The sequence below is a fragment of the Blastococcus sp. CT_GayMR20 genome, assembly GCF_004570345.1.
In genome coordinates, this window is record NZ_SPQM01000029.1 from 15,429 (window position 1) to 40,480 (window position 25,052).

Below are 25,052 nucleotides of genomic sequence, written 5' to 3' on the forward strand. Positions count from 1 at the left end.
GCCCTCGACCGTCAGTCCGACCCGGGGAGGACGCCGTGTCCGCACGTGAACCAGCAGAGATGGCCCAGGTCGCCGCCGAGACCGGGGCGAAGAAGACCCATCGCACCTGGGACCGGGTGCTGGTCAGCTCCTTCCTCGCCGGCGCCTACATCTCGTTCGGCGCCCTGGTGGCCATCACGGTGTCGTCGGGGCTGGACCCGGACACCTGGGGGACGTTGCCGACGCTCTTCATGGGGGCGGCGTTCACCCTCGGCCTGGTGCTCGTGCTGATCGCGGGTTCCGACCTCGCGACGGGCAACATGATGCTCGTACCCCTGAGCGCCATGCGCGGCAAGATCGACGTCGGCGACGTCGCCAAGAACCTGACGCTGGTCCTGCTGGGCAATCTCGTCGGCGCACTGTTCGTCGCCTTCTTCCTGGCCGTGCAGACCGACGTGATCGGCGACGCGGCGTCGGAAGGCAGCTCCCTGCTCACCTACGAGCGCCTGGTGTCGATCGACGAGGGCAAGACCGGCCACTCCGCGTGGGAGACGTTCCTGCGCGGCGTCGGCTGCAACTGGCTGGTCTGCCTGGCGGTGTGGATGTCGCTGGCGGCGACCACGGTGTCGGGGAAGATCCTGGCGGTCTTCTTCCCGGTGATGGCGTTCGTGGCGATGGGCTTCGACCACGTCGTCGCGAACATGTTCTTCATCCCGGCCGGCATCTGGGCCGGTGCGCCGGGCGTGGGCTGGGACGACGCCCTCGTGAACTGGCTGCTCGCCGGGGCCGGCAACCTGGTCGGGGCGGTCGTCTTCGTGGCGACGTCCTACTGGTACCTGTTCCTCAGGGACCAGCCGGATACGACTGCCGCGCCGGCCAAGGAGCCTGCCGAGCGCGCATGACCCGAACGGTGCTGAGGACGGCGGGGATCGTCCTCCTGCTGTTCGCTGTCCTCGTGGGTCTCCTGTGGGCGTTCCAACGCCGCCTGATCTACCTGCCCGACGCCGGTCCTCGAGCGACCGCGGACGCCGTTCTGCCGGGGGCGCGAGAGGTCACGCTCGAGACCGAGGACGGTCTGCGGCTCGCGGCCTGGTACCTGCCGGGCGCGGGCCCTGACGCCGCCGGAGTGCTGGTCGCCAACGGCAACGGCGGCCACCGCGGCATGCGCGTGCCGTTGGCCCGGTCGCTCGGCGAGGAAGGGCTCGCCGTGCTCCTCTTCGACTACCGCGGCTACGCCGGCAACCCCGGCGATCCGAGCGAGGACGGATTGGCGCTGGACGTCCGCGCGGCCCGGACCTTCCTCCTCGAGGAGGCCGGAGTCCCCGCCGATCGCCTCGTCTACTTCGGGGAGAGCCTGGGAGCGGCAGTGGTCACCGAGCTGGCGACGGAGCACCCGCCCGCCGGGATGGTGCTGCGGTCACCGTTCGTCGACCTCGCGTCGGTCGCGGAGGTGCACTACCCCTTCCTGCCGGTGCGGGCCCTGCTCCGCGAGCGGTACCCGGTGGCGGAGCACGTCGCCCGCGTGCGGGTGCCGACGACGGTCGTGTACGGCGGCCGGGACTCCATCGTCCCGCCGGAGCAGAGTCGCGCGGTCGCCGCCGCGGCCGCCGGCCTGCACGGGCTGGTCGAGGTGCCCGGAGCCGACCACAACGACGCGGTCCTGCTCGACGGCGAGGCCGTGGTCGCCGCGGTCGTCGAGCTGGCCCAACGGCCCTGAGTCAGGCCTGGTCGGTCAGCGACCCGGGCGGCAGGTTGACGACGATCGCCTCCTGGCTGCTGCGCGCGAGGACGACCACGGCCTCGTCGCTCCCGGGGTTCTCCTCCCGGTGCGGCGTCCAGGGCGGCACGAAGATGTAGTCGCCGGGCTCGGGGGTCAGGCGCACCTCCTGCCCGTCCTGCGCGAAGACGAAGACGGGATGCCCCGAGACGACGTAGATGGCCGTCTCGGAGTCGCCGTGGTGGTGGTTGCCGGAGTTCGTCCCGGGGCCGACGTGCGCCTGGCCCATCCACACCTTCTCCGAGCCGACGGTCTTCCCCGACACCGCCTCGAGACGTCGCATGCCGCTGCTCTGGGTGGTGTTCCCCGACAGGTCGGCGGCCGGGACGTGCCGCAGGGGCCGGTGCCATGCGTCGTGCTGGACCTCGGCGCCGTGCTCGGCCATGACTCTCCTCCACGACGGGACAGGATCGAAGGCTAGCGCTGGGGCCCCCCGGGCGTAGCCCGCAGCGGAACGGGTTACGTCGCCGCGCATTCAGGCGGACACTCCGCGCCACGGCTGCCTCCGCGCCGTGCGCGACGCCCTGACGGCAAGCCGCACCGTCCCCGTTGCGTCGTGCGAGCAGGGGCAGCTCCCAGGGGGACCGTCATGACCGAGCCGGTGACCAGCGCGCCGTCCCAGCCCGCTCCACCGGTCGGGCAGACCACCGCTGCCCGGGGGAGCCTCACGCACGAGCCGGTCGTGGTGCCGCCGGTGCGCGGGGAGCTGGTCGCGGAGGTCGACCACAAGCCGCCCGACCCGCGCCCCCGCACTCTGGCGACGCAGGAGGTGCGGCTGGCCCTCGCCTTCACCGGAGGGGTGAGCCTCGCGGTGTGGATGGGCGGCGTCGCCCGCGAGCTCAACCTCCTGGCCCAGGCCAGCGAGCGGCGCCGGACGCTCTCCGACGCGGCGGACCCGACCACCCCGGACCACGACCCGCTGCGCCGGAGCTACCGCCGGCTGCTCGACCTGGTCGACGCGGAGGTCGCCATCGACGTCCTCGCCGGCACGAGTGCCGGTGGGATCAACGCCGCCCTCCTGGGCCTGGCGAACGCGCGGAACCTCGACCTCGGTCCGCTGCGCGACATCTGGCTCACCGCCGGGGAGCTCGGTTCGCTTCTGCGCGATCCGGCGGAGCAGTCCCCGCCGTCGCTGCTCAAGGGCGACGGGCGGATGCTCGTCGCGCTCAACGAGGGGATCACCAGACTTCTCGGCTCCACGCCGTCGCCCGCACCCCCCCGGGCCACCGACGTCTTCATCACCACGACCCTGCTCTCGCCGGAGACCAGCCGGTTCACCGACGACTACGGCACCGAGATCGCCGACACCGATCACCAGGGGTTGTTCCACTTCGCGACCGGCGACCTCACCAGTGACGGTGCCGTCGCGCAGCTCTCCCTGGCGGCGCGCAGCAGCGCCTCCTTCCCCGGCGCGTTCGAACCCGCCTTCCTGCCCTTCGGTGCCGATGCCGGAGCCGACGGCCGGCACCCCGACATGGCGCCGTTCACGAACGCCACCTGCGCGCACTGGGCCGCCGACGGCGGACTGCTCGCCAACCGGCCGATCGCCCCGCTGCTGCAGCGCATCTTCGACCGCTCCTCGGACCGCGAGGTGCGCCGGGCACTGCTCTACATCGTGCCCTCGACCGGCGCGTCGACGGCAGCGGGCACGGACGACCTGGCCGTCCCGATGGGGCTGGCCGACGCGCTGAGGCTCGACCTGGGCGCCGCGCTGAACCAGTCCATCGCCGCGGACCTCGCCGCGATCAAGGAGCACAACGACCGGATCGAGTCGGTGGCCGACACCGGCCTCCGCATGGCCGCCCTCGGCAACCGGCTCCCGTCGGGCGAGTGGCTGGCCGACGCGGCCGCCTGGCGCGACTACCGGGCCCGGCAGGGCGACTGGCTGGTCGCGCCCCTGGTCACGGAGGTCGCCCGGCAGCTGACGACCCGTGGCGGGCAGCTGCCGGCCGACTGGGCTTCGGCCGGTGAGGACCGGGACGTCGCCCTGCGACTGGCTGCCCGCGACGTCGTGACGAAGGACTGGCCCACCGCGCCACCGGCTCCCGAGGCCGTCCTCGAGGCGGCCGTCTCCCTCGGCCGCCCGGCGTACGACAGCGCGAAGGCGACCCTGCTGCGCCTGCTCCGTCACGGTCGTGTGCTGGCCACCACCCTGGACCAGCGCAACTTCCTCGCCGAGCGCGGGCGGTATGCCACCCGTCCGCTGAGCGACACGGGCCGCAGTCCGCTGCGGTCCCTGGTCGGAGGCGGCCTCGACGACGCACTGCAGAAGGGCGCCGTCCCGCCGAGGGAGTTCCCGGAGCTGGTGACCGTCGTCCGCGCCCTGGCCAGGGAGTACGCGGACGCCCAGGGCGACGAGCAACAGCTGGCCGAGGCGTGGACGTCCCTCGCGGAGACGTACCGGAGGTCGGCCGGCCTGCTCCGCGAGCTGGTCGCCGCCTGCCCTGCGCCGACCGCGACCGAGCCGCGCCGGCAGCGCCGCCTCCCGCTGCGGGAGCGCCGGGCGCTCGTCGCCGCAGACGTGGGGGCCTACCTCGACTTCCTGGACGACGGCGACACCGTCGCCCGGTTCCTCGACCTCCACGTGGCCGTGCGCTCCGTGTTGCCGGTGCTGACCCAGGTGGCCCAGCCGGTCGAGCTGATCCAGGTCAGCGCCGACACCCGCAGCCTCCTCGCGCCGCACCACGGCACCGCGCTCACCAAGCTGACGGGGATGCAGGTGCACCACTTCGGTGCCTTCTACAAGCCGTCCTGGCGGGCCAACGACTGGATGTGGGGCCGGCTGGACGGCTGTGGCTGGCTGGTGCACGTGCTCCTCGACCCGCGCCGCATCCTCAGCGTCCTGGAGAACGACGGCGTGGCACCGGGTTCGCGGGCCGCGACGTTCGCCGACCTGCTCGGGGAGGCGGTCGAGCGCCCGGTGCCGCCGGGGTTCCTCGGTGACCTCGCCTTCCTCGACCGGGAGGACCTGCGTGTGCCCGTGAGCCTGCCGTCCACTGGTGCCCTCGGTCGCCTGGCGCCGCCGTCCCCCTGCCCGGCGCGGACGAGGCCGGCCACCACGGGCAGCTCCTCGTCGACGACGTGCCGCTGCAGGACCGCGGCGACCCACAGCGCCAGGTCCGGCAGGCTCACGGGCACACGCAGGTCCTCCCGGTCGAGGAAGGCGAGGTCACCGAGGAACCCCGGCGGCACCGGGCGCTCGACCGCCTCCCCGAGCAGGTCGGCGAACGTCGCGGCCCGCGAACCCGGTGCCACGCCGTCGTTCTCCAGGACGCTGAGGATGCGGCGCGGGTCGAGGAGCACGTGCACCAGCCAGCCACAGCCGTCCAGCCGGCCCCACATCCAGTCGTTGGCCCGCCAGGACGGCTTGTAGAAGGCACCGAAGTGGTGCACCTGCATCCCCGTCAGCTTGGTGAGCGCGGTGCCGTGGTGCGGCGCGAGGAGGCTGCGGGTGTCGGCGCTGACCTGGATCAGCTCGACCGGCTGGGCCACCTGGGTCAGCACCGGCAACACGGAGCGCACGGCCACGTGGAGGTCGAGGAACCGGGCGACGGTGTCGCCGTCGTCCAGGAAGTCGAGGTAGGCCCCCACGTCTGCGGCGACGAGCGCCCGGCGCTCCCGCAGCGGGAGGCGGCGCTGCCGGCGCGGCTCGGTCGCGGTCGGCGCAGGGCAGGCGGCGACCAGCTCGCGGAGCAGGCCGGCCGACCTCCGGTACGTCTCCGCGAGGGACGTCCACGCCTCGGCCAGCTGTTGCTCGTCGCCCTGGGCGTCCGCGTACTCCCTGGCCAGGGCGCGGACGACGGTCACCAGCTCCGGGAACTCCCTCGGCGGGACGGCGCCCTTCTGCAGTGCGTCGTCGAGGCCGCCTCCGACCAGGGACCGCAGCGGACTGCGGCCCGTGTCGCTCAGCGGACGGGTGGCATACCGCCCGCGCTCGGCGAGGAAGTTGCGCTGGTCCAGGGTGGTGGCCAGCACACGACCGTGACGGAGCAGGCGCAGCAGGGTCGCCTTCGCGCTGTCGTACGCCGGGCGGCCGAGGGAGACGGCCGCCTCGAGGACGGCCTCGGGAGCCGGTGGCGCGGTGGGCCAGTCCTTCGTCACGACGTCGCGGGCAGCCAGTCGCAGGGCGACGTCCCGGTCCTCACCGGCCGAAGCCCAGTCGGCCGGCAGCTGCCCGCCACGGGTCGTCAGCTGCCGGGCGACCTCCGTGACCAGGGGCGCGACCAGCCAGTCGCCCTGCCGGGCCCGGTAGTCGCGCCAGGCGGCCGCGTCGGCCAGCCACTCGCCCGACGGGAGCCGGTTGCCGAGGGCGGCCATGCGGAGGCCGGTGTCGGCCACCGACTCGATCCGGTCGTTGTGCTCCTTGATCGCGGCGAGGTCCGCGGCGATGGACTGGTTCAGCGCGGCGCCCAGGTCGAGCCTCAGCGCGTCGGCCAGCCCCATCGGGACGGCCAGGTCGTCCGTGCCCGCTGCCGTCGACGCGCCGGTCGAGGGCACGATGTAGAGCAGTGCCCGGCGCACCTCGCGGTCCGAGGAGCGGTCGAAGATGCGCTGCAGCAGCGGGGCGATCGGCCGGTTGGCGAGCAGTCCGCCGTCGGCGGCCCAGTGCGCGCAGGTGGCGTTCGTGAACGGCGCCATGTCGGGGTGCCGGCCGTCGGCTCCGGCATCGGCACCGAAGGGCAGGAAGGCGGGTTCGAACGCGCCGGGGAAGGAGGCGCTGCTGCGCGCCGCCAGGGAGAGCTGCGCGACGGCACCGTCACTGGTGAGGTCGCCGGTCGCGAAGTGGAACAACCCCTGGTGATCGGTGTCGGCGATCTCGGTGCCGTAGTCGTCGGTGAACCGGCTGGTCTCCGGCGAGAGCAGGGTCGTGGTGATGAAGACGTCGGTGGCCCGGGGGGGTGCGGGCGACGGCGTGGAGCCGAGAAGTCTGGTGATCCCCTCGTTGAGCGCGACGAGCATCCGCCCGTCGCCCTTGAGCAGCGACGGCGGGGACTGCTCCGCCGGATCGCGCAGAAGCGAACCGAGCTCCCCGGCGGTGAGCCAGATGTCGCGCAGCGGACCGAGGTCGAGGTTCCGCGCGTTCGCCAGGCCCAGGAGGGCGGCGTTGATCCCACCGGCACTCGTGCCGGCGAGGACGTCGATGGCGACCTCCGCGTCGACCAGGTCGAGCAGCCGGCGGTAGCTCCGGCGCAGCGGGTCGTGGTCCGGGGTGGTCGGGTCCGCCGCGTCGGAGAGCGTCCGGCGCCGCTCGCTGGCCTGGGCCAGGAGGTTGAGCTCGCGGGCGACGCCGCCCATCCACACCGCGAGGCTCACCCCTCCGGTGAAGGCGAGGGCCAGCCGCACCTCCTGCGTCGCCAGAGTGCGGGGGCGCGGGTCGGGCGGCTTGTGGTCGACCTCCGCGACCAGCTCCCCGCGCACCGGCGGCACCACGACCGGCTCGTGCGTGAGGCTCCCCCGGGCAGCGGTGGTCTGCCCGACCGGTGGAGCGGGCTGGGACGGCGCGCTGGTCACCGGCTCGGTCATGACGGTCCCCCTGGGAGCTGCCCCTGCTCGCACGACGCAACGGGGACGGTGCGGCTTGCCGTCAGGGCGTCGCGCACGGCGCGGAGGCAGCCGTGGCGCGGAGTGTCCGCCTGAATGCGCGGCGACGTAACCCGTTCCGCTGCGGGCTACGCCCGGGGGGCCCCAGCGCTAGCCTTCGATCCTGTCCCGTCGTGGAGGAGAGTCATGGCCGAGCACGGCGCCGAGGTCCAGCACGACGCATGGCACCGGCCCCTGCGGCACGTCCCGGCCGCCGACCTGTCGGGGAACACCACCCAGAGCAGCGGCATGCGACGTCTCGAGGCGGTGTCGGGGAAGACCGTCGGCTCGGAGAAGGTGTGGATGGGCCAGGCGCACGTCGGCCCCGGGACGAACTCCGGCAACCACCACCACGGCGACTCCGAGACGGCCATCTACGTCGTCTCGGGGCATCCCGTCTTCGTCTTCGCGCAGGACGGGCAGGAGGTGCGCCTGACCCCCGAGCCCGGCGACTACATCTTCGTGCCGCCCTGGACGCCGCACCGGGAGGAGAACCCCGGGAGCGACGAGGCCGTGGTCGTCCTCGCGCGCAGCAGCCAGGAGGCGATCGTCGTCAACCTGCCGCCCGGGTCGCTGACCGACCAGGCCTGACTCAGGGCCGTTGGGCCAGCTCGACGACCGCGGCGACCACGGCCTCGCCGTCGAGCAGGACCGCGTCGTTGTGGTCGGCTCCGGGCACCTCGACCAGCCCGTGCAGGCCGGCGGCCGCGGCGGCGACCGCGCGACTCTGCTCCGGCGGGACGATGGAGTCCCGGCCGCCGTACACGACCGTCGTCGGCACCCGCACGCGGGCGACGTGCTCCGCCACCGGGTACCGCTCGCGGAGCAGGGCCCGCACCGGCAGGAAGGGGTAGTGCACCTCCGCGACCGACGCGAGGTCGACGAACGGTGACCGCAGCACCATCCCGGCGGGCGGGTGCTCCGTCGCCAGCTCGGTGACCACTGCCGCTCCCAGGCTCTCCCCGAAGTAGACGAGGCGATCGGCGGGGACTCCGGCCTCCTCGAGGAGGAAGGTCCGGGCCGCGCGGACGTCCAGCGCCAATCCGTCCTCGCTCGGATCGCCGGGGTTGCCGGCGTAGCCGCGGTAGTCGAAGAGGAGCACGGCGAGCCCTTCCTCGCCGAGCGACCGGGCCAACGGCACGCGCATGCCGCGGTGGCCGCCGTTGCCGTTGGCGACCAGCACTCCGGCGGCGTCAGGGCCCGCGCCCGGCAGGTACCAGGCCGCGAGCCGCAGACCGTCCTCGGTCTCGAGCGTGACCTCTCGCGCCCCCGGCAGAACGGCGTCCGCGGTCGCTCGAGGACCGGCGTCGGGCAGGTAGATCAGGCGGCGTTGGAACGCCCACAGGAGACCCACGAGGACAGCGAACAGCAGGAGGACGATCCCCGCCGTCCTCAGCACCGTTCGGGTCATGCGCGCTCGGCAGGCTCCTTGGCCGGCGCGGCAGTCGTATCCGGCTGGTCCCTGAGGAACAGGTACCAGTAGGACGTCGCCACGAAGACGACCGCCCCGACCAGGTTGCCGGCCCCGGCGAGCAGCCAGTTCACGAGGGCGTCGTCCCAGCCCACGCCCGGCGCACCGGCCCAGATGCCGGCCGGGATGAAGAACATGTTCGCGACGACGTGGTCGAAGCCCATCGCCACGAACGCCATCACCGGGAAGAAGACCGCCAGGATCTTCCCCGACACCGTGGTCGCCGCCAGCGACATCCACACCGCCAGGCAGACCAGCCAGTTGCAGCCGACGCCGCGCAGGAACGTCTCCCACGCGGAGTGGCCGGTCTTGCCCTCGTCGATCGACACCAGGCGCTCGTAGGTGAGCAGGGAGCTGCCTTCCGACGCCGCGTCGCCGATCACGTCGGTCTGCACGGCCAGGAAGAAGGCGACGAACAGTGCGCCGACGAGATTGCCCAGCAGGACCAGCGTCAGGTTCTTGGCGACGTCGCCGACGTCGATCTTGCCGCGCATGGCGCTCAGGGGTACGAGCATCATGTTGCCCGTCGCGAGGTCGGAACCCGCGATCAGCACGAGCACCAGGCCGAGGGTGAACGCCGCCCCCATGAAGAGCGTCGGCAACGTCCCCCAGGTGTCCGGGTCCAGCCCCGACGACACCGTGATGGCCACCAGGGCGCCGAACGAGATGTAGGCGCCGGCGAGGAAGGAGCTGACCAGCACCCGGTCCCAGGTGCGATGGGTCTTCTTCGCCCCGGTCTCGGCGGCGACCTGGGCCATCTCTGCTGGTTCACGTGCGGACACGGCGTCCTCCCCGGGTCGGACTGACGGTCGAGGGCGGTAGTGCCCGCAAGGCGACCGGTCCACGCCCGGGATTTCAGCTCCGGAGCAGCCGGGCCAGCTCGCCCACGTCGGGCAGGTCCAGGTGCGGGCGCACCTCGGCCGGCAGGTCGGTGTAGGACTCCGCGTGCCCGATGCCGGTGTGCACGGCCACGGCGAACGCGCCGCCCGCGTGCGCCATCGGTACCTCGAGCTCGGGGTCGTCGCCGACCACCGCCAGCTCCGCGGACGGCACTCCCAGCCGCCGTCCCGCTGTCTGCAGCGCGCTCAGCGACGGCTTGCCGACGACGGTCACCTCGCACCCGGTGATGTCGCGGACGACGGCGCTGATCGCCCGCGACGTGCCCAGCGACCTCCCCTCCGCGGTCGCGAAGAACAGCGACTGCGAGGCGCTGTAGAACTGCGCCCCGTCGAGGACCGCGAACACCGCGGCCTCCAGTGCCTCGAAGGTCAGCTCCTGCCGGTACCAGCCGGCCATCACCGCGTCGCACCGGACGCCGCGGACCGGCGGCAGCGTCTCGATGCCCGCCGCCTCGAGGGGCTCGGTGATCCCCCTGCCGCCCAGGACCATCACCCGCCGGTGACCGCGCTCGAGGAAGACGTCCACCGCGCTGGACGCCGGCGTCAGCGCGTCGTCGGTGAGGACCGGCAGGCCCAGCTGCTGCAGGGCGTCCGCGCACTGTGCCGGCGTCTTCACCGTGCCGTTGGTGAAGACGCAGAACGCGATCGAGCGCTCGTGCAGCGTCTGCACGAGGTCCAGCGCACCCGGCAGCGGTCTCAGCCCCTGGTTGTTGCGATCGCCCAGCACCAGCGTCCCGTCCATGTCGAGGACGAATCCGCGCACTCGATGCAGCCGGTCGACGACGGCGGGGTCAGGCAACGGAGGTCCCTTCGGCGGCGCGGCGGACGGTGATCCTCAGATCCGCCTTGGTGACGGCGAGGTCGTGCACGGAGCGCCGGGAGCCCAGCTCCCCGAGCAGCGTCAGCACGGGGGCGAGCGCAGGGTTGAAGTGCCGCGGCGCGGGACCGGCAGCCAGCATGGCGTCGACCTGCTCCTCCGGCATGTGCGCCCGCAACAGCAGTTCCTCGTCGCTGATCCCCCTCGGGAACCGCGTGCGCAGCTCGGCCGGCGACGGCGGAGGCGGTTCGGCGGCCAGTTCCCGCGCCCGCGGCCGGTCGAGGATGCGGTCCTTCACGGTCGGGTCGATCGGGGCGGTGGGGCGGCCGAAGCTGCCCAGGACGTACCGGATGACCTGGTCGGGCACGGTGGCGTACCGCTCGCCGATCACGTTGAACAGCGCCTGCGAGACCACCATCTGCGGGAACGGCGTGACCATGATCGGGTGGCCCATCTCCGCCCGGACGACGCCGACCTCCTCGACCAGCGCGTCGAACCGGTGCTCCATCCCGATCTCCTGCAGCTGCCGGCGGGTGGTCGTCATGACCCCGCCGGCGATCTGGTGGTGCAGGAAGGCGGCGTCGAAGTCCTGCGGCCGGCCCACCGGCAGCTCGTCGGCCGCTGCCAGCCCGTCGAAGAAGTCGCAGACCAGGCCCAGTGCGCGGTCGTCGACGTCGACGCGGTGCCCCATCTCCCGCAGGTTGGCCACCGTCCGCCGCGCCTCCGGCAGCGACGAGCCGTTCCCCAGGGCACCGCTGCCGACCTGCACGACCTCGACGCCCAGTTCGGGTGCGATGCAGTAGGTGAGGGGCGAGAGCCCGATGGTCGCGTGCGAGTGGAGCTCCAGGGGCTTCCCGCCCAGCTGCGCGACGATGGCCGGCAGCAGCGTCCGGGCCCGCTCGGCGGTGAGGATGCCCGCGGGGTCCTTCACGTAGGCCCGGTCGAAGTGCGGCCACTCCGCCATCTGCCGGGCGAGGTCGGCGTAGAACGGGTCGTCGTGCACCACGCTGATCGTGAAGGTCATCGCGCCGATGACCTCCTCGACGCCGGCCTGCTTCAGCCGCCGGGCGGTCTCGCGGGCGGCGTCCATGTCGTGCATGGGGTCCAGGACGACGACGCGGTCGATGCCGTTGTCGACCAGCCGGTCGTAGACCAGCTGCATCGTGTCCGGGTGGGAGTTCTGCCAGCTGATGAACCGGAAGCCGGTGCCGATGAACTGCAGCTTCGTCGTCGGCATCACGGCCCGGGTCAGCCGCAGCCGTTCCCACGGGTCCTCGCGGTGGTTCCGGACGGCGACGCCCATCGCGGTGCTCGAGCTGTAGTCCAGCGCGCGGAAGCCGACGCGCTCCAGCAGCGGGGCGACCTGCGCGACGTGCGCCGTCCGCAGGCCGGTGGCACCCCACAGGCTCTGGTTGCCGTCGCGCAGCGAGACGTCGACCAGTCCGACGTCCATCAGGAGACCCCCACGAGACGGCCCTCGAGGAACCGCTCGAAGAACGCGGTGTCCACTCCCCCGGCGGCGAACTCCGGATCGGCCAGCAGCGCCTGGTGCACCGGCACGGTCGTCGTCACCCCGTCGATGCGCAGCAGCTCGAGAGCGGCGCGGGCGCGGGCCAGGGCGTCGTCCCGGTCGCGGCCGTGCACGATCAGCTTCGCCAGCAGCGAGTCGTAGTAGGGCGGGACGACGGAGCCGCCCTGCACGTGGGTGTCCACGCGCAGGCCCTCGCCCACCGGCAGGACGACGCGGTCGATCCGGCCCGGGGACGGCCGGAAGCCGTGCGCCCAGTCCTCGGCGTTGATCCGGCACTCCACCGCGTGCCCCGTGAGGACGACGTGCTCCTGCCGTATCCGCAGCGGCAGCCCCTCGGCGACGGCGAGCTGCTCGGCCACCAGGTCGAGGCCGGTGACCAGCTCGGTGACCGGGTGCTCGACCTGGATGCGGGCGTTCATCTCCAGGAAGTAGAAGGTGCCCCGCTCGCGGTCGACCAGCAGTTCGACGGTGCCCAGCCCGCGGTAGTGCAGGTGCTCCGCGAGGGCGAGGGCCGCGGCGGCCATGTCGGCACGCAGCGGGTCGGGCAGCAGCGGCGCCGGCGCCTCCTCGAACAGCTTCTGGTACCGGCGCTGGACGGAGCAGTCGCGGTCCCCGAGCGCGACTGCCTGCGAGCCGTCGCCCAGCACCTGCACCTCGACATGTCGACCTGACGACACGAAGCGCTCCAGGTAGACCCGGGGGTCGCCGAACGCGGCGGCGGCCTCGGAGACGGCCAGGTCGAGGGTGTGGGCGAGGTCGTCGGGCCCGTGCACCAGCTTCATGCCGCGGCCGCCACCGCCGCCGACGGCCTTCACCAGCAGTGGATACCCGACCTCGCCCGCCACCGCCCGCGCCTGCGCGAGGTCCGCCGCCTCGCCGCCGGGGACGACGGGCAGCCCGGCGGCCAGGGCGTGCGACCGGGCGGTCAGCTTGTCCCCCACCGCCTCCAGCGACTCCGGCGACGGGCCCACGAAGACGATCCCCGCCGCGGCGCACGCGCGCGCCAGCGACGGGTTCTCCGAGAGGAAGCCGTACCCGGGGTGCACGGCGTCGGCGTCCACGGCCTGCGCCGCCCGCACGACGGCGGCCGGATCGAGGTAGCTCTGCGCCGCGGCGGCCGGGCCGAGCCGGACGACCCGGTCGGCCAGTCGCGCGGGCAGCGAGTCGAGGTCGGCGTCGGAGGCGGCCAGCACCGACTCGACACCCAGCCGCGTGCACGTGCGGATGATCCGGGCGGCGATCTCGCCCCGGTTGGCGATCAGCAGCCGCCGGATGCGCCGCACCCTGCTAGCCACCCGCCCCACCACCCCCGACCGGCTCCACGACCAGCAGCACCGCATCGGCCTCGGCGAACTCGCCGTTGCCGAGGCGGAACTCCACCACGGTGCCCCGGACGCCTGCGTGCACGGGCGTCATCATCTTCATGGTCTCGACGATCCCGACGACGGTCTCGGCGTCCACCCGGTCCCCGACGTCCACGAACGGCGGAGCACCGGGCTGCGGCGCCCGGTAGAACGTGCCGAGCAGGGGCGGGTGCACCGCGACGAGCCCCTCGCCGACCTCGGCGACCGCAGCAGGAGCCTCCCCGGCCACCGCAGGCGCCGCCGCCTGCTCCACGTGCGGCGCCCGCCGCACCTGCTGCTCGGCGGTCCATCCGGCGGCGCCCTCCCGGCGGACGGTGAGGGTCAGGTCCGCGAGCTCCAGGTGCAGCTCGGCCAGGCCGCTGGAGTCGAGGACCCGCAGGACGTCGCGGACGTCGTCGGGGGTCAGCTCCATCCCGCTCAGCTCCCGGAGACGCCCGGGCGCTTGCCACCCAGCAGGTTGAACACGTGGTCGAACGGGCGCGCGGCCGGGGCGGCCGTGCGGGCCTTGTCCCTGTCGGCTGCCTCCTTCTCCCCCCAGACCGTCTCCGGCCGGCTCTGCAGCAGGAAGACGTTCTCGCCGGCCGGTGCGGTCTCCGCAACCGCCCACTCGATGTCCTGCGGGCAGCCGTAGTGCGACTCGACCTGCCGGGCGACCGCGACGAGCTCGGCGATCTCCTCGTCGGAAATCGAGGGCTGGTCCCGCAACTCCCCCGGCACGTCCGTCTCCACCACGCCGTGGCCGGACGGGTCCGGCCGGTGCCAGCGGGTCTTCGTCGCCACGGTCCGCTTGATCTCGCCGGTCACCTTGCTGACCACGAACGAGTCCGGCGTGACGTCGCCGCTGACGACGGCCGAGCCCAGGCCCCAGCTGGCGTCGATCGCGACCACGGACTTGTCACCGCTCGACGGGCTGCGGGTGAACATGACCCCCGAGCTGCGGGCGCCCACCATCCGCTGGACGACGACGGCCATCCCGAGATCGGTCTCCGGGATGCCGCGACGCAGCCGGTAGGTCACCGACTCGACGCTGTAGAGGCTCGCCCAGCACCGGCGCACGTGCTCCAGCACCGAGTCGGCGCCGCGCACCCACAGGTAGGTGTCCTGGAGCCCGGCGAAGCTGGCCTCCGCGCTGTCCTCGCTGGTGGCGCTCGAGCGGACGGCGACCGGCAGGGTGCGGTCGCCGCACTCGTCGCACAGCGCGGCATACGCCGCCGCGACGGCCTCCGCGACCTCGTCCGGCGGCGGCGCGGACTCCAGGACCGCCCGGATCTCCGCCGTCGCGGCGGCCAGCCCGTCGGCGTCCGCCGGATCGAGCGCGGCCACCCGGGCCGGGATCGGCTCGCCGTCGACGGTCAGGTGCTCGACGGTCTGCCGGAAGGCCGCCGTCGTCACCGCGAAGCCCGTCGGCACGCGGATGCCGGCGCGCATGAGCTCGCCGAGGCTGGCTCCCTTCCCGCCGACGGTCGCGACGTCGCCCAGGCCGACGTCGCGGAAGTGCAGGACCGAGCGGGTGGCCATGAGCGTTCCCATCAGCTCAGCACGGTGACGACGCCGCGGTCGCCGTCGACACGGACCCGGTCACCGGTCTTGATCCGGGCGGTGGCCATGCCGGTGCCGACGACGGCCGGCATGCCGTACTCGCGGGCCACGATCGCCGCGTGCGACATGGTTCCGCCGATGTCGGAGACGGCCGCGGCGATCTTGCCGAACACCGGCCCCCAGCTGGGCGCGGTGACCGGGCAGACCAGGACCTCGCCCTCGCGGATCTGGCCGATGTCGTTGACGTTGAGCAGCACCCGCGCCACACCCTCGACCACCCCGGGGGAGGCCGCGTAGCCGCGCACGGTGGACTCGTCGTCGTCCTCACCGCCGAGCCACGTCTCGATCGTCTCCTGCGTGATGCCCCAGAGCATCTTCACCGCGGGGTCGTTGAGGGCCTCGGGGACCGCGCCCAGCGCGGGCGGCGGCGACCAGCCCGACAGCGCCTCCACGATCCGCTTGCGCTCGGCGACGATCGGCTGCCAGTGCCGGGCGCCGAGCTCGGTGCCACCAGAGGCCCAGGCCAGCATCACGTCGGCGAGTGCGTCCTCGACCTCCACGTGTCGCAGGTGGAAGACGTCGTCGGCCTCGAGCAGGACGCCGCGCTCGGCCAGCAGCGCCCCGAACGCGCGGATCTTCTGGAAGAACCGGGTGGTGAACCAGTGCTCGCAGTAGAACTTGTGCGACTCGATGTAGGGGAAGACCATCCGGCAGACGCCGAGCATCTGGTCGAACGCGGCCCGCTCGTCCTCGGTGTCGAGCAGCCCCCGGTACTCGGTGGCGATGCGGTCGCGCTCCTCGGCCAGCCGTTCGGTCGGGCGGGTGAGGTCCTCGCCGGCCGCGATCTGCTCGACGTAGCGCGGCAGCGCCGCGAAGGGCACGGTCAGGTCGTCGGCCCAGGACAGGTGGTGGTGGTAGAAGCCGTCGCCGACCGAGACGTTGAACCACGGGTCCTTGGCCGCCTCGAGCGCGGCCAGCCAGCGGGCGCCGGCGGCACCGCGCTCGCCGAGCGAGGAGAGCACCTTGGTCGGGTCGGCGCCCTCGACGAACAGGTCGGCGAGGTCGAGCTCGACGGCCAGCGCCGCGAGCTTCTTCAACTCGTCGTCCGGCCGGTACATGGTCACGTCCATGCCGGCGACCATCCGGGCCACCATCTGGTCGCCCATCTCCGGGAAGGCCTGCTTGCAGAACTCGAAGAAGACGACGTACGCGCCGTAGCCGAGCATCAGGAGCTCGGTGTGGTGGTGCCACATCTTCGAGTAGAGGTCGATGCAGCGGTGGAAGTTCTCGCGGACGTAGTGGTTGGAGGCGATCCCGCGCCCGCCGGTGACCACCTCGAGGGGATCGAGCTCACCGAGCTCGGGCACCTCGACGGCCTCGATGTCGGCGATGAGCGCCTCGATGCGCTGCTGCCACTCGCCGTAGATCCGGTCCCAGTTCCCGTAGTAGTGACCGGCCCGCTCCTGGAAGGCCGCGAACCGCTTCCCCTGCTCCGCCTCGTCGAGCACCGGGTTGGCGGTGATGTAGACCCGCCCGTTGAGGATGCGGTACTCGATGCCCATGGTCGTCGGGAACGAGAACAGCCGCGCGGTGTTGGCGCCGATCGCGGTGTAGGGGATCTCGGAGGTGACGCCGTCGAAGGCCGGGATGACCTCCGGGAAGTGCATCGAGTTGTAGAACCAGAAGCGCTGGTCGTCCTCGGGCTGGAAGCGGGAGAAGTACGGGTACATCGCCTCCCAGTCCTCGGCGCCGGGGACGGGCTCGATCTGGGACGGCAGGGGGAACGAGCGGTCGGTCATGGTTCTCCTCGACGGTGAGGTGGAGCTCAGAGGGTGTAGTCGGACTGCGTGCGGGCGTACTCGACGAAGTCGGCCAGCGCCGCGGGGTCTGCCATGGCGTTGGGATCGGCGACGGCCGCGGGGTCGGCGCCGAGCAGGAGCCGGCGGACCGGGATCTCCATCTTCTTTCCGCTCCGGGTCAGCGGGATGCTGCCGACGGCGACGATCCGGTCGGGCACGTGCCGCGGCGTGTACTCCTCCCGGAGCCTGCGGCGCAGTCGCGCCGTCAGCTCCTCGTCCAGCACCGCGCCCGGGGCGAGGGAGACGAACAGCGGCATGAAGAAGCCGCCGCCGGGCAGGTCGAGGTTGACGATCAGTGCGCCGAGGACGGCGGGGTCGTCCTCGACGACGCGGTAGATCTCCGCCGTGCCGATCCGCACGCCCTGCCGGTTCAGCACGGCGTCGGACCGGCCGCGCACGAAGCAGCCGCCGCGCTCGTTGAGCTCGAAGAAGTCCCCGTGCCGCCAGACGCCCGGGAAGGTCTCGAAGTAGCTGCCGCGGTACCGCGAGCCGTCGTCGTCCCCCCAGAAGAACAGGGGCATCGACGGCATCGGCTGGGTGATCACCAGTTCACCCACCTGGCCGACGACGGGCTGCCCTGCGTCGTCCCAGGCCTCGGCAGCGACGCCGAGCGAGCGGGCCTGGATCTCCCCGGCGCGGACCGGCAGCGTCGGCACGCCGCCGACGAAGCCGGTGCAGCAGTCGGTGCCGCCGCTCCCGGTGGCGATCCAGAGGTCGGCCTTGACGTCGTCGTAGAACCATGTCGTGATCGCCGGCGAGACCGGCGACCCGGCCGGCATGACGATCTCCAGCGCGGCGAGGTCGAAGCGTTCCCTCGGCACGACGCCGGCCTTCTGCATCAGCTCGACGAAGGTGGGACTCGCACCGAACAGGCGGGCGCGGCTGTCCTGCGCCGTGCGCCAGAGGATGTCGACGTCGGGGTGGCTCGGATTGCCGTCGTAGAGCACCGGGACGACGCCGAGCAGCAGCATGCTGACGCAGAAGTTCCACATCATCCAGCCGGTGGTGGTGAAGAAGAACGCGCGGTCTCCCTCGCGGAGGTCGAGGTGGAACGCCTGCAGCTTGAACTGCTCGAGCAGGATCCCGCCGTGGCCGTGCACGATCGCCTTCGGCAGGCCCGTCGTGCCGGAGGAGAACAGCACCCACAGCGGGTGGTCGAAGGGCACCTGCTCGCAGACGAACTCCCCGGCCGGCACCGACGGCCCGGCCAGCACGTCCTCCCACGGTGTCCCGGGCGCCTCGAGGCCCAGGACCGGGACCTGCACGACCTCCCGCAGGCTCGGCAGACCGGCGACGAGCTCGGCGGCCTCACCGCGGCGGTCGAAGTCCCGGCCGCCGTAGCGGTAGCCGTCGGCCGTGAACAGGACGGCGGGCTCGAGCTGGCCCAGCCGGTCCAGGGCCCCCCGGGAGCCGAAGTCGGGCGACACGCTGGCCCAGACGCCGCCCACGCTCGCCGTCGCCACCATCGCGACGACCGCCTCCGGCACGTTCGGCAGGTAGGCGACGACCCGCTCCCCCGGTCGGACGCCCTGTTCGCGCAGGTGGGTGGCGACGGCGCGGACCTGTCGGGTGAACTCCTCCCACGGCAGCTCGCGCAGCGGCGTCGCCTCGCCGACCGCCAGCAGCGCCGGCTGACCGGGCCGCTCCTGGCGGAGCACGTGTTCGGCGAAGTTCAGCCGGGCACCGGGGAACCAGCGGGCACCAGGCATGGCGCGGTCCGCCAGGACGGCGGTGTGCGGGGCCGACGAGCGCACGTCGAAGTAGTCCCAGACCGCCTGCCAGAAGGCCTCGAGCTCGGTGGTCGACCAGGCCCACAGATCCGCGTACTCGGGGAAGGGCCGGCCGGTGCGCTGCTCCGCGAAACGGGTGAAGTCGGCCAGGCGGGTCTGCCGCGCGCGCTCGGGGGACGGGGTCCACAGCAGGTCGCCCTCCCGCACCGCCCCGGAGGTCGCGGTGCCGTCCGCCAGCGACGAGGCCATGGGGAACAGTGGCGCAGGGCGAGTGTGACGAGCAACACTGTTCGCGGCGGATTTCACGGGGTGAAAAGCGGCAGGTGGCAGTGTGCGGGATTACCGGGTCAAGACGATCGAGTCCCTGGCGCGCGGGCTCGACGTCCTCCGGATCCTCCAGGACGTGCGCGCGGCCAGCCTGCACGACCTGCACCTGGCCACCGGCATCCCGAAGCCCACGCTGACCCGCATCCTGTACACCGCGCACCAGCACGGACTGGTCTGGCAGCGGATGGTCGACGGCGCCTTCCTCCCGAGCCACACGCTGCAGCGGCGGGTCGAGACCGACGACGACGAATGGCTGGTCGAGATCGCCTCGCCGGTGCTCGGCGAGCTGTCCGAGCGCCTCCAGTGGCCCTCGGTCTTCTCGGTGCCACGACTGGACTACATGGAGACGCTCGAGACCAACAGCTCGCGCACCTACTTCGACGCCCTGCCGCCGCGGCCGCACGGCTTCCGGGTGAACATGCTCGGTTCGGCGTCCGGACGGGCCTACCTGGCGTTCTGCCCGGACCAGGAGCTCGAGGCCGTGCTGGCCCGCCTGCGCCTGAAGAAGGACCCCGCGTTCCGGCTGGCCCACGACGACGACGCCGTCCGGCGGATGGTCGAGACGACCCGCCGCCGGGGCTACAGCGTGCGCGCACCGGACTTCGGCGGCGACCACGACCGGCCCCGGTCCGAGGCCGACGACGGACGGGAGTCCATCGCGATGCCGGTCCGCGTGGACGGCCGGGTCGTGGGCTGCATCAACCTCACCTGGCGCCGGCAGGCGCTGTCGGTGCGGACGGCGGTGCAGCGCCACCTCGAGGACCTGCGGACCGCCGTCGCCACCGTCGAGGAGCGGGCCAGGGCGGCCGGGCTCGGGCACGGCTGAGGTTTCCGCCCGACCCCTGCGCCGGTAAGTAGGCGGGATGGCGCCGACGGTGGTCTTCGACCTCGACAGGGTCCTGCTCGGCGGGGACGCCTCCACGCTCTTCCTCCACGGCCGCCTCCGGAAGGCCCCGGCCCGCGGAATCCCGCTGCTGCTGGCGATGCCGCTGCTCGCCGTCCTCGCCGCCTTCCCGCGGCTGCGCCCCCTGGGGGCGCGCATCATGACCCGGATCGCGGTGGGTGGCCGCTCGGCGTCCGACGTCGAGGTGGTGGCCGAGGCCTATGGCGAGGCCCTGACGCGGAAGCCGGAGGCGGCGGTCGCGGAGGCGATGGCCGCCGTCGCCCGGCACCGCCGGGACGGCGACACCGTCGTGATCGCGACCGGCTGCGAGGAGACCCTCGCCCGCGGCTTCCTGGCCGCGATCGGCCTCGGCGACCTCGACGTGATCGGCTCCAGGGCGATGCCGCCCCAGCACGCGCTCGGGGAGTCGAAGGTGTCGCTGCTCGAGGAGCGCGGCTACCCCCCGCCGTGGGCCGCGGTCTACAGCGACAGCGCATCCGACCTGCCCCTCTTCGCCGGCACGCCCCGGCCGGTGCTGGTCAACGCCGACGATAAGGCGGCGCGGAAGGTCGAGCGGGCGCTGGGCCGCCGTCCCGAGACGATCACCTGGCGGTGACGGCTCAGCGGTCGGTCAGCGCCAGCCGCGCGCCGAGCGCCACGAACGCGCCGGCGAAACCCCGCCTGATCCAGTCCATCACCCTGGGCCGGGACACGACCTTGTCGCGGACGGCGGCGGCGCAGAGTCCGTACCCGACGAAGACCACGAGCGTGGCGAACATGAACACGGCGCTGAGCAGGAGCATCCGGCCCAGCACGCCGGGTTCATCGACAGGGACGAACTGCGGCAGGAACGCGAAGAAGAAGATCGTCAGCTTGGGGTTGAGGATGTTCACCAGGACGCCGGAGACGACGAGCCGGCGGGCCGAGCGCTGCGTTGCCTCCTCCTCGACCGGAAGGGCGCCCCTGTCCCGCAGCGTGCTCCACGCCATGTAGATCAGGTATCCCACACCCGCGTACTTGAGGAGCTGGAACGCCAGGGCGCTGGTGTGCAGGAGTGCCGCCAGGCCGGTGAGCGCCGCAACCATGTGGGGCACGATCCCCAGCGTGCAGCCCACGGCGGCGACGACGCTCGCCCGCCGACCGCGGCCCAGTCCGGTCGCGACCGTGTAGAGGACACCCGTGCCCGGAGTCGCGACCACGACCAGCGTGGTCACCAGGAACTCGACGCTCACGGTGTCCTCCCTCGGTGGTGGCGCAGCGTACTGACGCGGCGTCGATAGCCTGCCTCCGTGGGGCGCTTCGGGAAGTTCGCGTACAGCGCCGGCCGGTGGAGCCGCGGAGGCCCGACCGCCGTCCCGTTCCTGCTGCTCGACGTGCACGACAGCGACATCGCCACGGTCGACTACCGCCTCGCCGACGCCTCGGGAGGTCGCTTCTTCCTCGGCTACGAACCCAGGATCTACTTCGACGAGCCCGACGGCGCCGACCCCGTCGACACCCGGGCCGAGGCCGAGGGTTTCGCCCGGTGGGCGCGCGAGGCGCAGGAGACGGACGTCGACCCGGCCGAGGTGCAGGAGCTGATGGCCGCCGCGGACGGCGCGCCGCCGACGGACGAGGTCGTCGAGGAGACGGTCGACAAGCTGCTCGCGCTCGCCGGACTGCCCGCGCTCGAGTGGCCCACCGACGACGACGCTCCCGCCGGCTGAGCGGGGGTCAGGACAACCGCTGCCGCAGCTGCACGGTCACCTCGTCCCCGGCCAGGCCCTTGCCGATGGCCCGGCAGATCGCCGCGCGCAGCGGCAGCCAGTGCGGCCCGGCGCCGGACGGCATGAGCGTCGCGGCGAACTCGTGGCCGTCGATCGTGCCGCCCACCTTCACCGCCCGTTGGGTGCCCAGGACCTCGGCGGAGTCGGGAACGGTCAGGAAGGTGGCGAACGCGCCGTCCTTCTCGATCGGCGCGGTGAACGTCAGATCCAGCTGCTGGGGCGAGGTGGTCACGTCGGGATGACTCCCCGCCTGCCGGTTCTCATCGCCGGGGGTAGAACGAGCGGGTGCGAGCCATCTCCTACCGCGAGCCCGGCGGCCCCGACGTCCTGCAGCTGGTCGACCGCCCCGTGCCGGAGCCGGGGCCCGGGGAGGTCCGCGTCCGCGTCGCCTTCTCGGGGGTCAACCCGACCGACTGGAAGTCGCGCACCCGGAATCCGCCCGGACCCGACGGGCAGATCCCCAACCAGGACGGCGCCGGGACCGTCGACGCCGTCGGCCAGGGCGTCGACCCGGTGCCGGTGGGCGAGCGCGTCTGGATCTGGGAGGCGGCCTGGCAGCGGCCCTTCGGCACGGCAGCCGAGTACACCGTCGTCCCCGCGCGGCAGACCGTGCTGCTGGGGCCCGAGGCGTCCTTCGAGCTCGGCGCGGCGCTGCCCATCCCGTTCCTGACCGCGCACCGCTGCCTGACCGTCGCCGAGTCGCTGCCCGACCGCATGGGACCCGGCTCCCTGAACGGACGGACCGTCCTCGTGCAGGGCGGTGCCGGCGCGGTCGGCAACGCCGCCATCCAGCTCGCGCGCTGGGCCGACGCGACGGTCATCGCCACGGTCAGCAGCCCGGCGAAGGCGCAGCTCGCCGCGGCCGCCGGCGCGGACCACGTCGTGAACTACCGGCAGCAGGACGTCGTCACCGAGGTCGGCAAGATCGCGCCCCAGGGGGTGGACGCGATCGTCGAGGTCTCCGCTGCGGTGAACGCCGCGGTCGATGCCCGGGTGATCGCCCTGCACGGCTCCGTCGCGATGTACGCCGACGACGGCGGCGCCGAGGTGACGGTGCCGGTGCGGCTGCAGATGACCGCGAACGCCCGCTGGCAGTTCGTGCTGATCTACACCGAGCCGGCGAGGGCCAAGGAGATCGCCGTCGAGGACGTCAATGCAGCCGTCCTGGACGGCGCGATCCGGGTCGGCCGGGAGGCGGGACTCCCGCTGCACGTGTTCCCGCTGGAGCAGACTGCGCAGGCTCACCAGGCGGTGCAGGACGGCGCCGTCGGCAAGGTGCTGATCGACGTCACCGCCTGAGCGAGGTGCCTAGGCTGCGGCCATGAGCCCCGACCCGGGTGTGGTGGACGTGCAGGCGCTCGAGGAGGAGCTGACGCAGCGGGCCGGCACCGAACGCTCGGGACGTGCCGCCCGGACGCTGCCGCACCCGGTCGACGGGCTGCGGCAGACGGTGGTCGCCCTCCGCGGTGGCGCGGCGCTGGGCGAGCACGAGAGCCCCGGCCCCGCGAGCCTGCTCGTCCTGCGCGGCCGCGTCCGGCTGGTCGCCGGCGAGGAGGTCTTCGCCCTGGGGACTCACGAGTTCGCCCCGCTCCCGGACCGGCGGCACAGCCTGCACGCCGACGAGGACAGCGTCGTCCTGCTCAGCATCGCCGTCTCGGACCGCGCGCCCCTGACCTAGCGGCCCCCTGCAGGGTCCCGACGCGAGCGTGCGAGTGGCGGGGGGCAGGGGGTCCCTTCTCAGCCGACGCCGAGGTCGCGGGCGATCAGCATCCGCTGCACCTCGCTGGTGCCCTCGCCGATCTCCAGGATCTTCGCGTCGCGGTAGAAGCGCGCGACCGGGAACTCGTTCATGAAGCCGTACCCACCGTGCACCTGGGTGGCGTAGCGGGCGTTGTCCATGGCGACCTCGGAGCTGTACAGCTTCGCGATCGACGCCTCGCGCTTGAACGGCTCGCCGCGCAGCATCTTCTCGGCGGCCCGGTAGTACGCCAGCCGCGCGGTGGAGGCCCGCACCTCCATGTCGGCGATCATGAACTGGATCGCCTGGTTGCGGCCGATCGGCTGCCCGAACGCCTCCCGCTGCGCCGCGTACTTGACCGACTCGTCGACGCAGCCCTGTGCCAGCCCGACCGACAGCGCCGAGATCGCGATCCGGCCCTCGTCGAGGATCGAGAGGAACTGCGCGTAGCCGCGGCCCCGCTCCCCCACCAGGTTCTCCTCCGGCACGCGGACGTCGGTGAACGACAGCTCGCGGGTGTCCGAGGCGTTCCAGCCGACCTTCGAGTACCGCTGCCCGACCGCGAAGCCCGGCGTCCCCGACGGGACGATGATCGCCGAGATCTCCTTGTGCCCGTCCGGCCGCGTGCCGGTCACCGCGGTGACGGTGACCAGTCGGGTCAGGTCTGTGCCGGCATTCGTGATGAAGGCCTTCGACCCGTTGATGACCCAGTGCCCGTCCTCGAGCCGGGCCGTCGTCTTCGTCGCGCCGGCGTCCGAGCCGCCGCCCGGCTCGGTCAGCCCGAACGCGCCGAGCGCCTCGCCCGAGCACAGCCGCGGCAGCCACTCCTGCTTCTGTTCCTCGGTGCCGAAACGGAAGATCGGCATCGCCCCGAGGGAGACTCCGGCCTCGACCGTGATGGCCATCGAGCTGTCCACGCGGGCCAGTTCCTCGAGGACGACGCACAGGTCGAAGTACGTCCCGCCGGCGCCGCCGTACTCCTCCGGGAACGGCAGGCCGAACAGGCCGAGCTCCCCCATCTGCCGCACGATCGCGGTCGGGAACTCGTCGCGCTCGTAGAACCCGCCGATCTGCGGGGCGATCACCTCGTGCGCGAACTCCTGCACGGTCTTGCGCAGGGCCTCGGTCTCGGCGTCGAGCCGGTAGTCCAACATCAGTTCTCCGTCTGCTCAGGAGCGGTCGCCGACGGGGTCACCACGGCCAGCCGCTCGTCCAGCGCGACCGTCTGGCCCGCTGTCGCTCCGAGCTCGGTGACCGTCCCCGCGAGGGGGGCGGTCAGCACGTGCTCCATCTTCATCGCCTCGACGACGAGCAGCGGGGTCCCCGCCTCGACCTCGTCGCCGACTGCTGCGCGCACCACCGTCACCGTGCCGGGCATCGGCGAGGTGACCACCCCTCCGGCGGTCGCCCCCTCGGCGTGGGCGGTGAGCCGCTCCTGCTCGCGCAGTGCGGTCACCCGGCCGTCGGCGGCCAGCCAGACCGTGCCGCCCTCGTGCTGGAGGAAGTACGACATGGTCAGCCCGTCGAGGCTCACGGTCAGGCGGTCGCCGTCCCGGGTCGCCCGGGCCGCCACCGGCTCGCCGTCCCCGACGCGCACCTCCGCCGCCGGCGACCGGCCGCGCAGCCGCACCTCCACGACGTCGCCACCGGTGGCCTGCAGGCGCCGGACCGTCCACGCCGGCTCGCCGAGCCGCCATCCGTCGGGCACGTCCCACCGGTCCACCACCGGACCGGCCGGCTCCGCCTCGATCAGCAGCGCCAGCGCCGCGGCCGCATAGACGTGCGGCGGCGG

General features: G+C 73.0%; 23 protein-coding genes and 1 pseudogene. 9 read left to right on the forward strand and 15 right to left on the reverse strand.

Annotated elements, in window-relative coordinates:
* Positions 1 to 35: 35 nt before the first annotated feature.
* Together E4P40_RS09435 and E4P40_RS09440 are read left to right on the forward strand one after the other, a co-directional pair.
* On the forward strand, positions 36 to 881 hold the full coding sequence (locus E4P40_RS09435; RefSeq protein WP_135158418.1) for a formate/nitrite transporter family protein: 846 nt from the start codon (positions 36 to 38) through the stop codon (positions 879 to 881).
* Positions 878 to 1,696: an alpha/beta fold hydrolase gene (locus E4P40_RS09440; protein ID WP_135158419.1), complete on the forward strand. Its 819-nt coding sequence runs from the start codon at positions 878 to 880 to the stop codon at positions 1,694 to 1,696. Before E4P40_RS09435 ends, E4P40_RS09440 begins: the two co-directional genes overlap by 4 nt.
* A gap of 1 nt (position 1,697) precedes the next feature.
* Here the strand turns inward: E4P40_RS09440 and E4P40_RS09445 are convergent, their stop codons facing one another.
* Positions 1,698 to 2,141, reverse strand: coding sequence for a cupin domain-containing protein (locus E4P40_RS09445; protein ID WP_135158420.1), 444 nt, complete (start codon positions 2,139 to 2,141; stop codon positions 1,698 to 1,700).
* Positions 2,142 to 2,345: 204 nt separating this feature from the next.
* On the opposite strand from E4P40_RS09445, the pseudogene E4P40_RS09450 reads away from it, so the two are divergent.
* A pseudogene (locus E4P40_RS09450) lies at positions 2,346 to 4,532 on the forward strand (patatin-like protein); the annotation flags it as partial.
* On the opposite strand, the gene E4P40_RS28865 reads toward E4P40_RS09450, so the two are convergent.
* A complete protein-coding gene (locus tag E4P40_RS28865; protein WP_135158422.1) occupies positions 4,496 to 7,279 on the reverse strand; it encodes a patatin-like protein in 2,784 nt (927 codons plus the stop codon). The pseudogene E4P40_RS09450 and the gene E4P40_RS28865 overlap by 37 nt on opposite strands.
* A 204-nt stretch (positions 7,280 to 7,483) precedes the next feature.
* Between E4P40_RS28865 and E4P40_RS09460 the strand changes: the two genes are divergently transcribed.
* Positions 7,484 to 7,927 carry a cupin domain-containing protein gene (locus E4P40_RS09460; protein ID WP_135158420.1) on the forward strand — a complete coding sequence of 148 codons (444 nt, stop codon included), beginning with the start codon at positions 7,484 to 7,486 and terminating at the stop codon, positions 7,925 to 7,927.
* 1 nt (position 7,928) lies between these two features.
* Here E4P40_RS09460 and E4P40_RS09465 read toward each other — a convergent pair whose 3' ends face one another.
* From E4P40_RS09465 to E4P40_RS09505, 9 genes are all read right to left on the reverse strand, one after another.
* Complete coding sequence (locus E4P40_RS09465) at positions 7,929 to 8,747, reverse strand: alpha/beta fold hydrolase (RefSeq protein ID WP_135158419.1); 819 nt, start codon at positions 8,745 to 8,747, stop codon at positions 7,929 to 7,931.
* A complete protein-coding gene (locus E4P40_RS09470) occupies positions 8,744 to 9,589 on the reverse strand; it encodes a formate/nitrite transporter family protein (RefSeq protein ID WP_135158418.1) in 846 nt (281 codons plus the stop codon). Before E4P40_RS09470 ends, E4P40_RS09465 begins: the two co-directional genes overlap by 4 nt.
* Before the next feature lie 73 nt (positions 9,590 to 9,662).
* Positions 9,663 to 10,505: an HAD hydrolase-like protein gene (locus E4P40_RS09475; protein WP_135158417.1), complete on the reverse strand. Its 843-nt coding sequence runs from the start codon at positions 10,503 to 10,505 to the stop codon at positions 9,663 to 9,665.
* Positions 10,498 to 11,976, reverse strand: a complete 1,479-nt coding sequence (locus E4P40_RS09480) for a biotin carboxyl carrier protein (protein WP_245160231.1) — start codon at positions 11,974 to 11,976, stop codon at positions 10,498 to 10,500. Before E4P40_RS09480 ends, E4P40_RS09475 begins: the two co-directional genes overlap by 8 nt.
* The gene (locus E4P40_RS09485) at positions 11,976 to 13,349 is read right to left on the reverse strand and encodes a biotin carboxylase N-terminal domain-containing protein (RefSeq protein WP_245160230.1); all 1,374 of its coding nucleotides are present in this window, start codon (positions 13,347 to 13,349) and stop codon (positions 11,976 to 11,978) included. Before E4P40_RS09485 ends, E4P40_RS09480 begins: the two co-directional genes overlap by 1 nt.
* Positions 13,342 to 13,830 (reverse strand): biotin/lipoyl-containing protein, encoded by a 489-nt coding sequence (locus E4P40_RS09490; protein ID WP_209305240.1) that lies wholly within the window; start codon positions 13,828 to 13,830, stop codon positions 13,342 to 13,344. The genes E4P40_RS09485 and E4P40_RS09490 overlap by 8 nt, the downstream gene beginning before the upstream one ends.
* Positions 13,831 to 13,835: 5 nt before the next feature.
* Entirely contained in the window at positions 13,836 to 14,936 is a 1,101-nt protein-coding gene (locus E4P40_RS09495) for a PEP/pyruvate-binding domain-containing protein (protein WP_245160229.1), read from the reverse strand.
* An 11-nt stretch (positions 14,937 to 14,947) separates the two neighbouring features.
* The gene (locus E4P40_RS09500) at positions 14,948 to 16,756 is read right to left on the reverse strand and encodes a PEP-utilizing enzyme (RefSeq protein ID WP_135158414.1); all 1,809 of its coding nucleotides are present in this window, start codon (positions 16,754 to 16,756) and stop codon (positions 14,948 to 14,950) included.
* Positions 16,757 to 16,782: 26 nt separating this feature from the next.
* Positions 16,783 to 18,795, reverse strand: coding sequence for an acetoacetate--CoA ligase (locus E4P40_RS09505; protein WP_135158413.1), 2,013 nt, complete (start codon positions 18,793 to 18,795; stop codon positions 16,783 to 16,785).
* Positions 18,796 to 18,877: 82 nt separating this feature from the next.
* On the opposite strand from E4P40_RS09505, the gene E4P40_RS09510 reads away from it, so the two are divergent.
* The gene (locus tag E4P40_RS09510; protein WP_135158412.1) at positions 18,878 to 19,699 is read left to right on the forward strand and encodes a helix-turn-helix domain-containing protein; all 822 of its coding nucleotides are present in this window, start codon (positions 18,878 to 18,880) and stop codon (positions 19,697 to 19,699) included.
* Between the two features lie 37 nt (positions 19,700 to 19,736).
* Positions 19,737 to 20,372: an HAD family hydrolase gene (locus tag E4P40_RS09515; RefSeq protein WP_135158411.1), complete on the forward strand. Its 636-nt coding sequence runs from the start codon at positions 19,737 to 19,739 to the stop codon at positions 20,370 to 20,372.
* A 4-nt stretch (positions 20,373 to 20,376) separates the two neighbouring features.
* On the opposite strand, the gene E4P40_RS09520 is transcribed toward E4P40_RS09515, so the two are convergent.
* A complete protein-coding gene (locus tag E4P40_RS09520) occupies positions 20,377 to 20,988 on the reverse strand; it encodes a LysE family translocator (protein WP_135158410.1) in 612 nt (203 codons plus the stop codon).
* Positions 20,989 to 21,045: 57 nt separating this feature from the next.
* Here E4P40_RS09520 and E4P40_RS09525 point away from each other — a divergent pair, with 57 nt between their 5' ends.
* On the forward strand, positions 21,046 to 21,462 hold the full coding sequence (locus E4P40_RS09525) for a hypothetical protein (RefSeq protein ID WP_135158409.1): 417 nt from the start codon (positions 21,046 to 21,048) through the stop codon (positions 21,460 to 21,462).
* 7 nt (positions 21,463 to 21,469) lie between these two features.
* Here the strand turns inward: E4P40_RS09525 and E4P40_RS09530 are convergent, their stop codons facing one another.
* Entirely contained in the window at positions 21,470 to 21,754 is a 285-nt protein-coding gene (locus E4P40_RS09530; protein ID WP_135158408.1) for a DUF1905 domain-containing protein, read from the reverse strand.
* A gap of 53 nt (positions 21,755 to 21,807) precedes the next feature.
* On the opposite strand from E4P40_RS09530, the gene E4P40_RS09535 reads away from it, so the two are divergent.
* Positions 21,808 to 22,821 (forward strand): NADPH:quinone reductase, encoded by a 1,014-nt coding sequence (locus E4P40_RS09535; protein WP_135158407.1) that lies wholly within the window; start codon positions 21,808 to 21,810, stop codon positions 22,819 to 22,821.
* A 22-nt stretch (positions 22,822 to 22,843) separates the two neighbouring features.
* Positions 22,844 to 23,200 carry a LuxR family transcriptional regulator gene (locus tag E4P40_RS09540; protein WP_135158406.1) on the forward strand — a complete coding sequence of 119 codons (357 nt, stop codon included), beginning with the start codon at positions 22,844 to 22,846 and terminating at the stop codon, positions 23,198 to 23,200.
* 59 nt (positions 23,201 to 23,259) lie between these two features.
* On the opposite strand, the gene E4P40_RS09545 is transcribed toward E4P40_RS09540, so the two are convergent.
* Both E4P40_RS09545 and E4P40_RS09550 read right to left on the reverse strand, forming a co-directional pair.
* The gene (locus E4P40_RS09545) at positions 23,260 to 24,414 is read right to left on the reverse strand and encodes an acyl-CoA dehydrogenase family protein (RefSeq protein WP_135158405.1); all 1,155 of its coding nucleotides are present in this window, start codon (positions 24,412 to 24,414) and stop codon (positions 23,260 to 23,262) included.
* On the reverse strand, positions 24,414 to 25,052 hold a 639-nt coding region (locus E4P40_RS09550; RefSeq protein ID WP_348519640.1), incomplete at its 5' end, for a biotin/lipoyl-containing protein. The genes E4P40_RS09545 and E4P40_RS09550, both read right to left, overlap by 1 nt.

Excerpts from the sequence above, each read along its gene's own strand:
- E4P40_RS09440 (WP_135158419.1), top strand. The coding sequence starts at position 878 with ATGACCCGAACGGTGCTGAGGACGGCGGGGATCGTCCTCCTGCTGTTC.
- E4P40_RS09445 (WP_135158420.1), bottom strand. The coding sequence starts at position 2,141 with ATGGCCGAGCACGGCGCCGAGGTCCAGCACGACGCATGGCACCGGCCC.
- E4P40_RS28865 (WP_135158422.1), bottom strand. The coding sequence starts at position 7,279 with ATGACCGAGCCGGTGACCAGCGCGCCGTCCCAGCCCGCTCCACCGGTC.
- E4P40_RS09460 (WP_135158420.1), top strand. The coding sequence starts at position 7,484 with ATGGCCGAGCACGGCGCCGAGGTCCAGCACGACGCATGGCACCGGCCC.
- E4P40_RS09465 (WP_135158419.1), bottom strand. The coding sequence starts at position 8,747 with ATGACCCGAACGGTGCTGAGGACGGCGGGGATCGTCCTCCTGCTGTTC.
- E4P40_RS09480 (WP_245160231.1), bottom strand. The coding sequence starts at position 11,976 with ATGGACGTCGGACTGGTCGACGTCTCGCTGCGCGACGGCAACCAGAGC.
- E4P40_RS09490 (WP_209305240.1), bottom strand. The coding sequence starts at position 13,830 with ATGGAGCTGACCCCCGACGACGTCCGCGACGTCCTGCGGGTCCTCGAC.
- E4P40_RS09495 (WP_245160229.1), bottom strand. The coding sequence starts at position 14,936 with ATGGCCACCCGCTCGGTCCTGCACTTCCGCGACGTCGGCCTGGGCGAC.
- E4P40_RS09500 (WP_135158414.1), bottom strand. The coding sequence starts at position 16,756 with ATGACCGACCGCTCGTTCCCCCTGCCGTCCCAGATCGAGCCCGTCCCC.
- E4P40_RS09505 (WP_135158413.1), bottom strand. The coding sequence starts at position 18,795 with ATGGCCTCGTCGCTGGCGGACGGCACCGCGACCTCCGGGGCGGTGCGG.
- E4P40_RS09515 (WP_135158411.1), top strand. The coding sequence starts at position 19,737 with ATGGCGCCGACGGTGGTCTTCGACCTCGACAGGGTCCTGCTCGGCGGG.
- E4P40_RS09540 (WP_135158406.1), top strand. The coding sequence starts at position 22,844 with ATGAGCCCCGACCCGGGTGTGGTGGACGTGCAGGCGCTCGAGGAGGAG.
- E4P40_RS09545 (WP_135158405.1), bottom strand. The coding sequence starts at position 24,414 with ATGTTGGACTACCGGCTCGACGCCGAGACCGAGGCCCTGCGCAAGACC.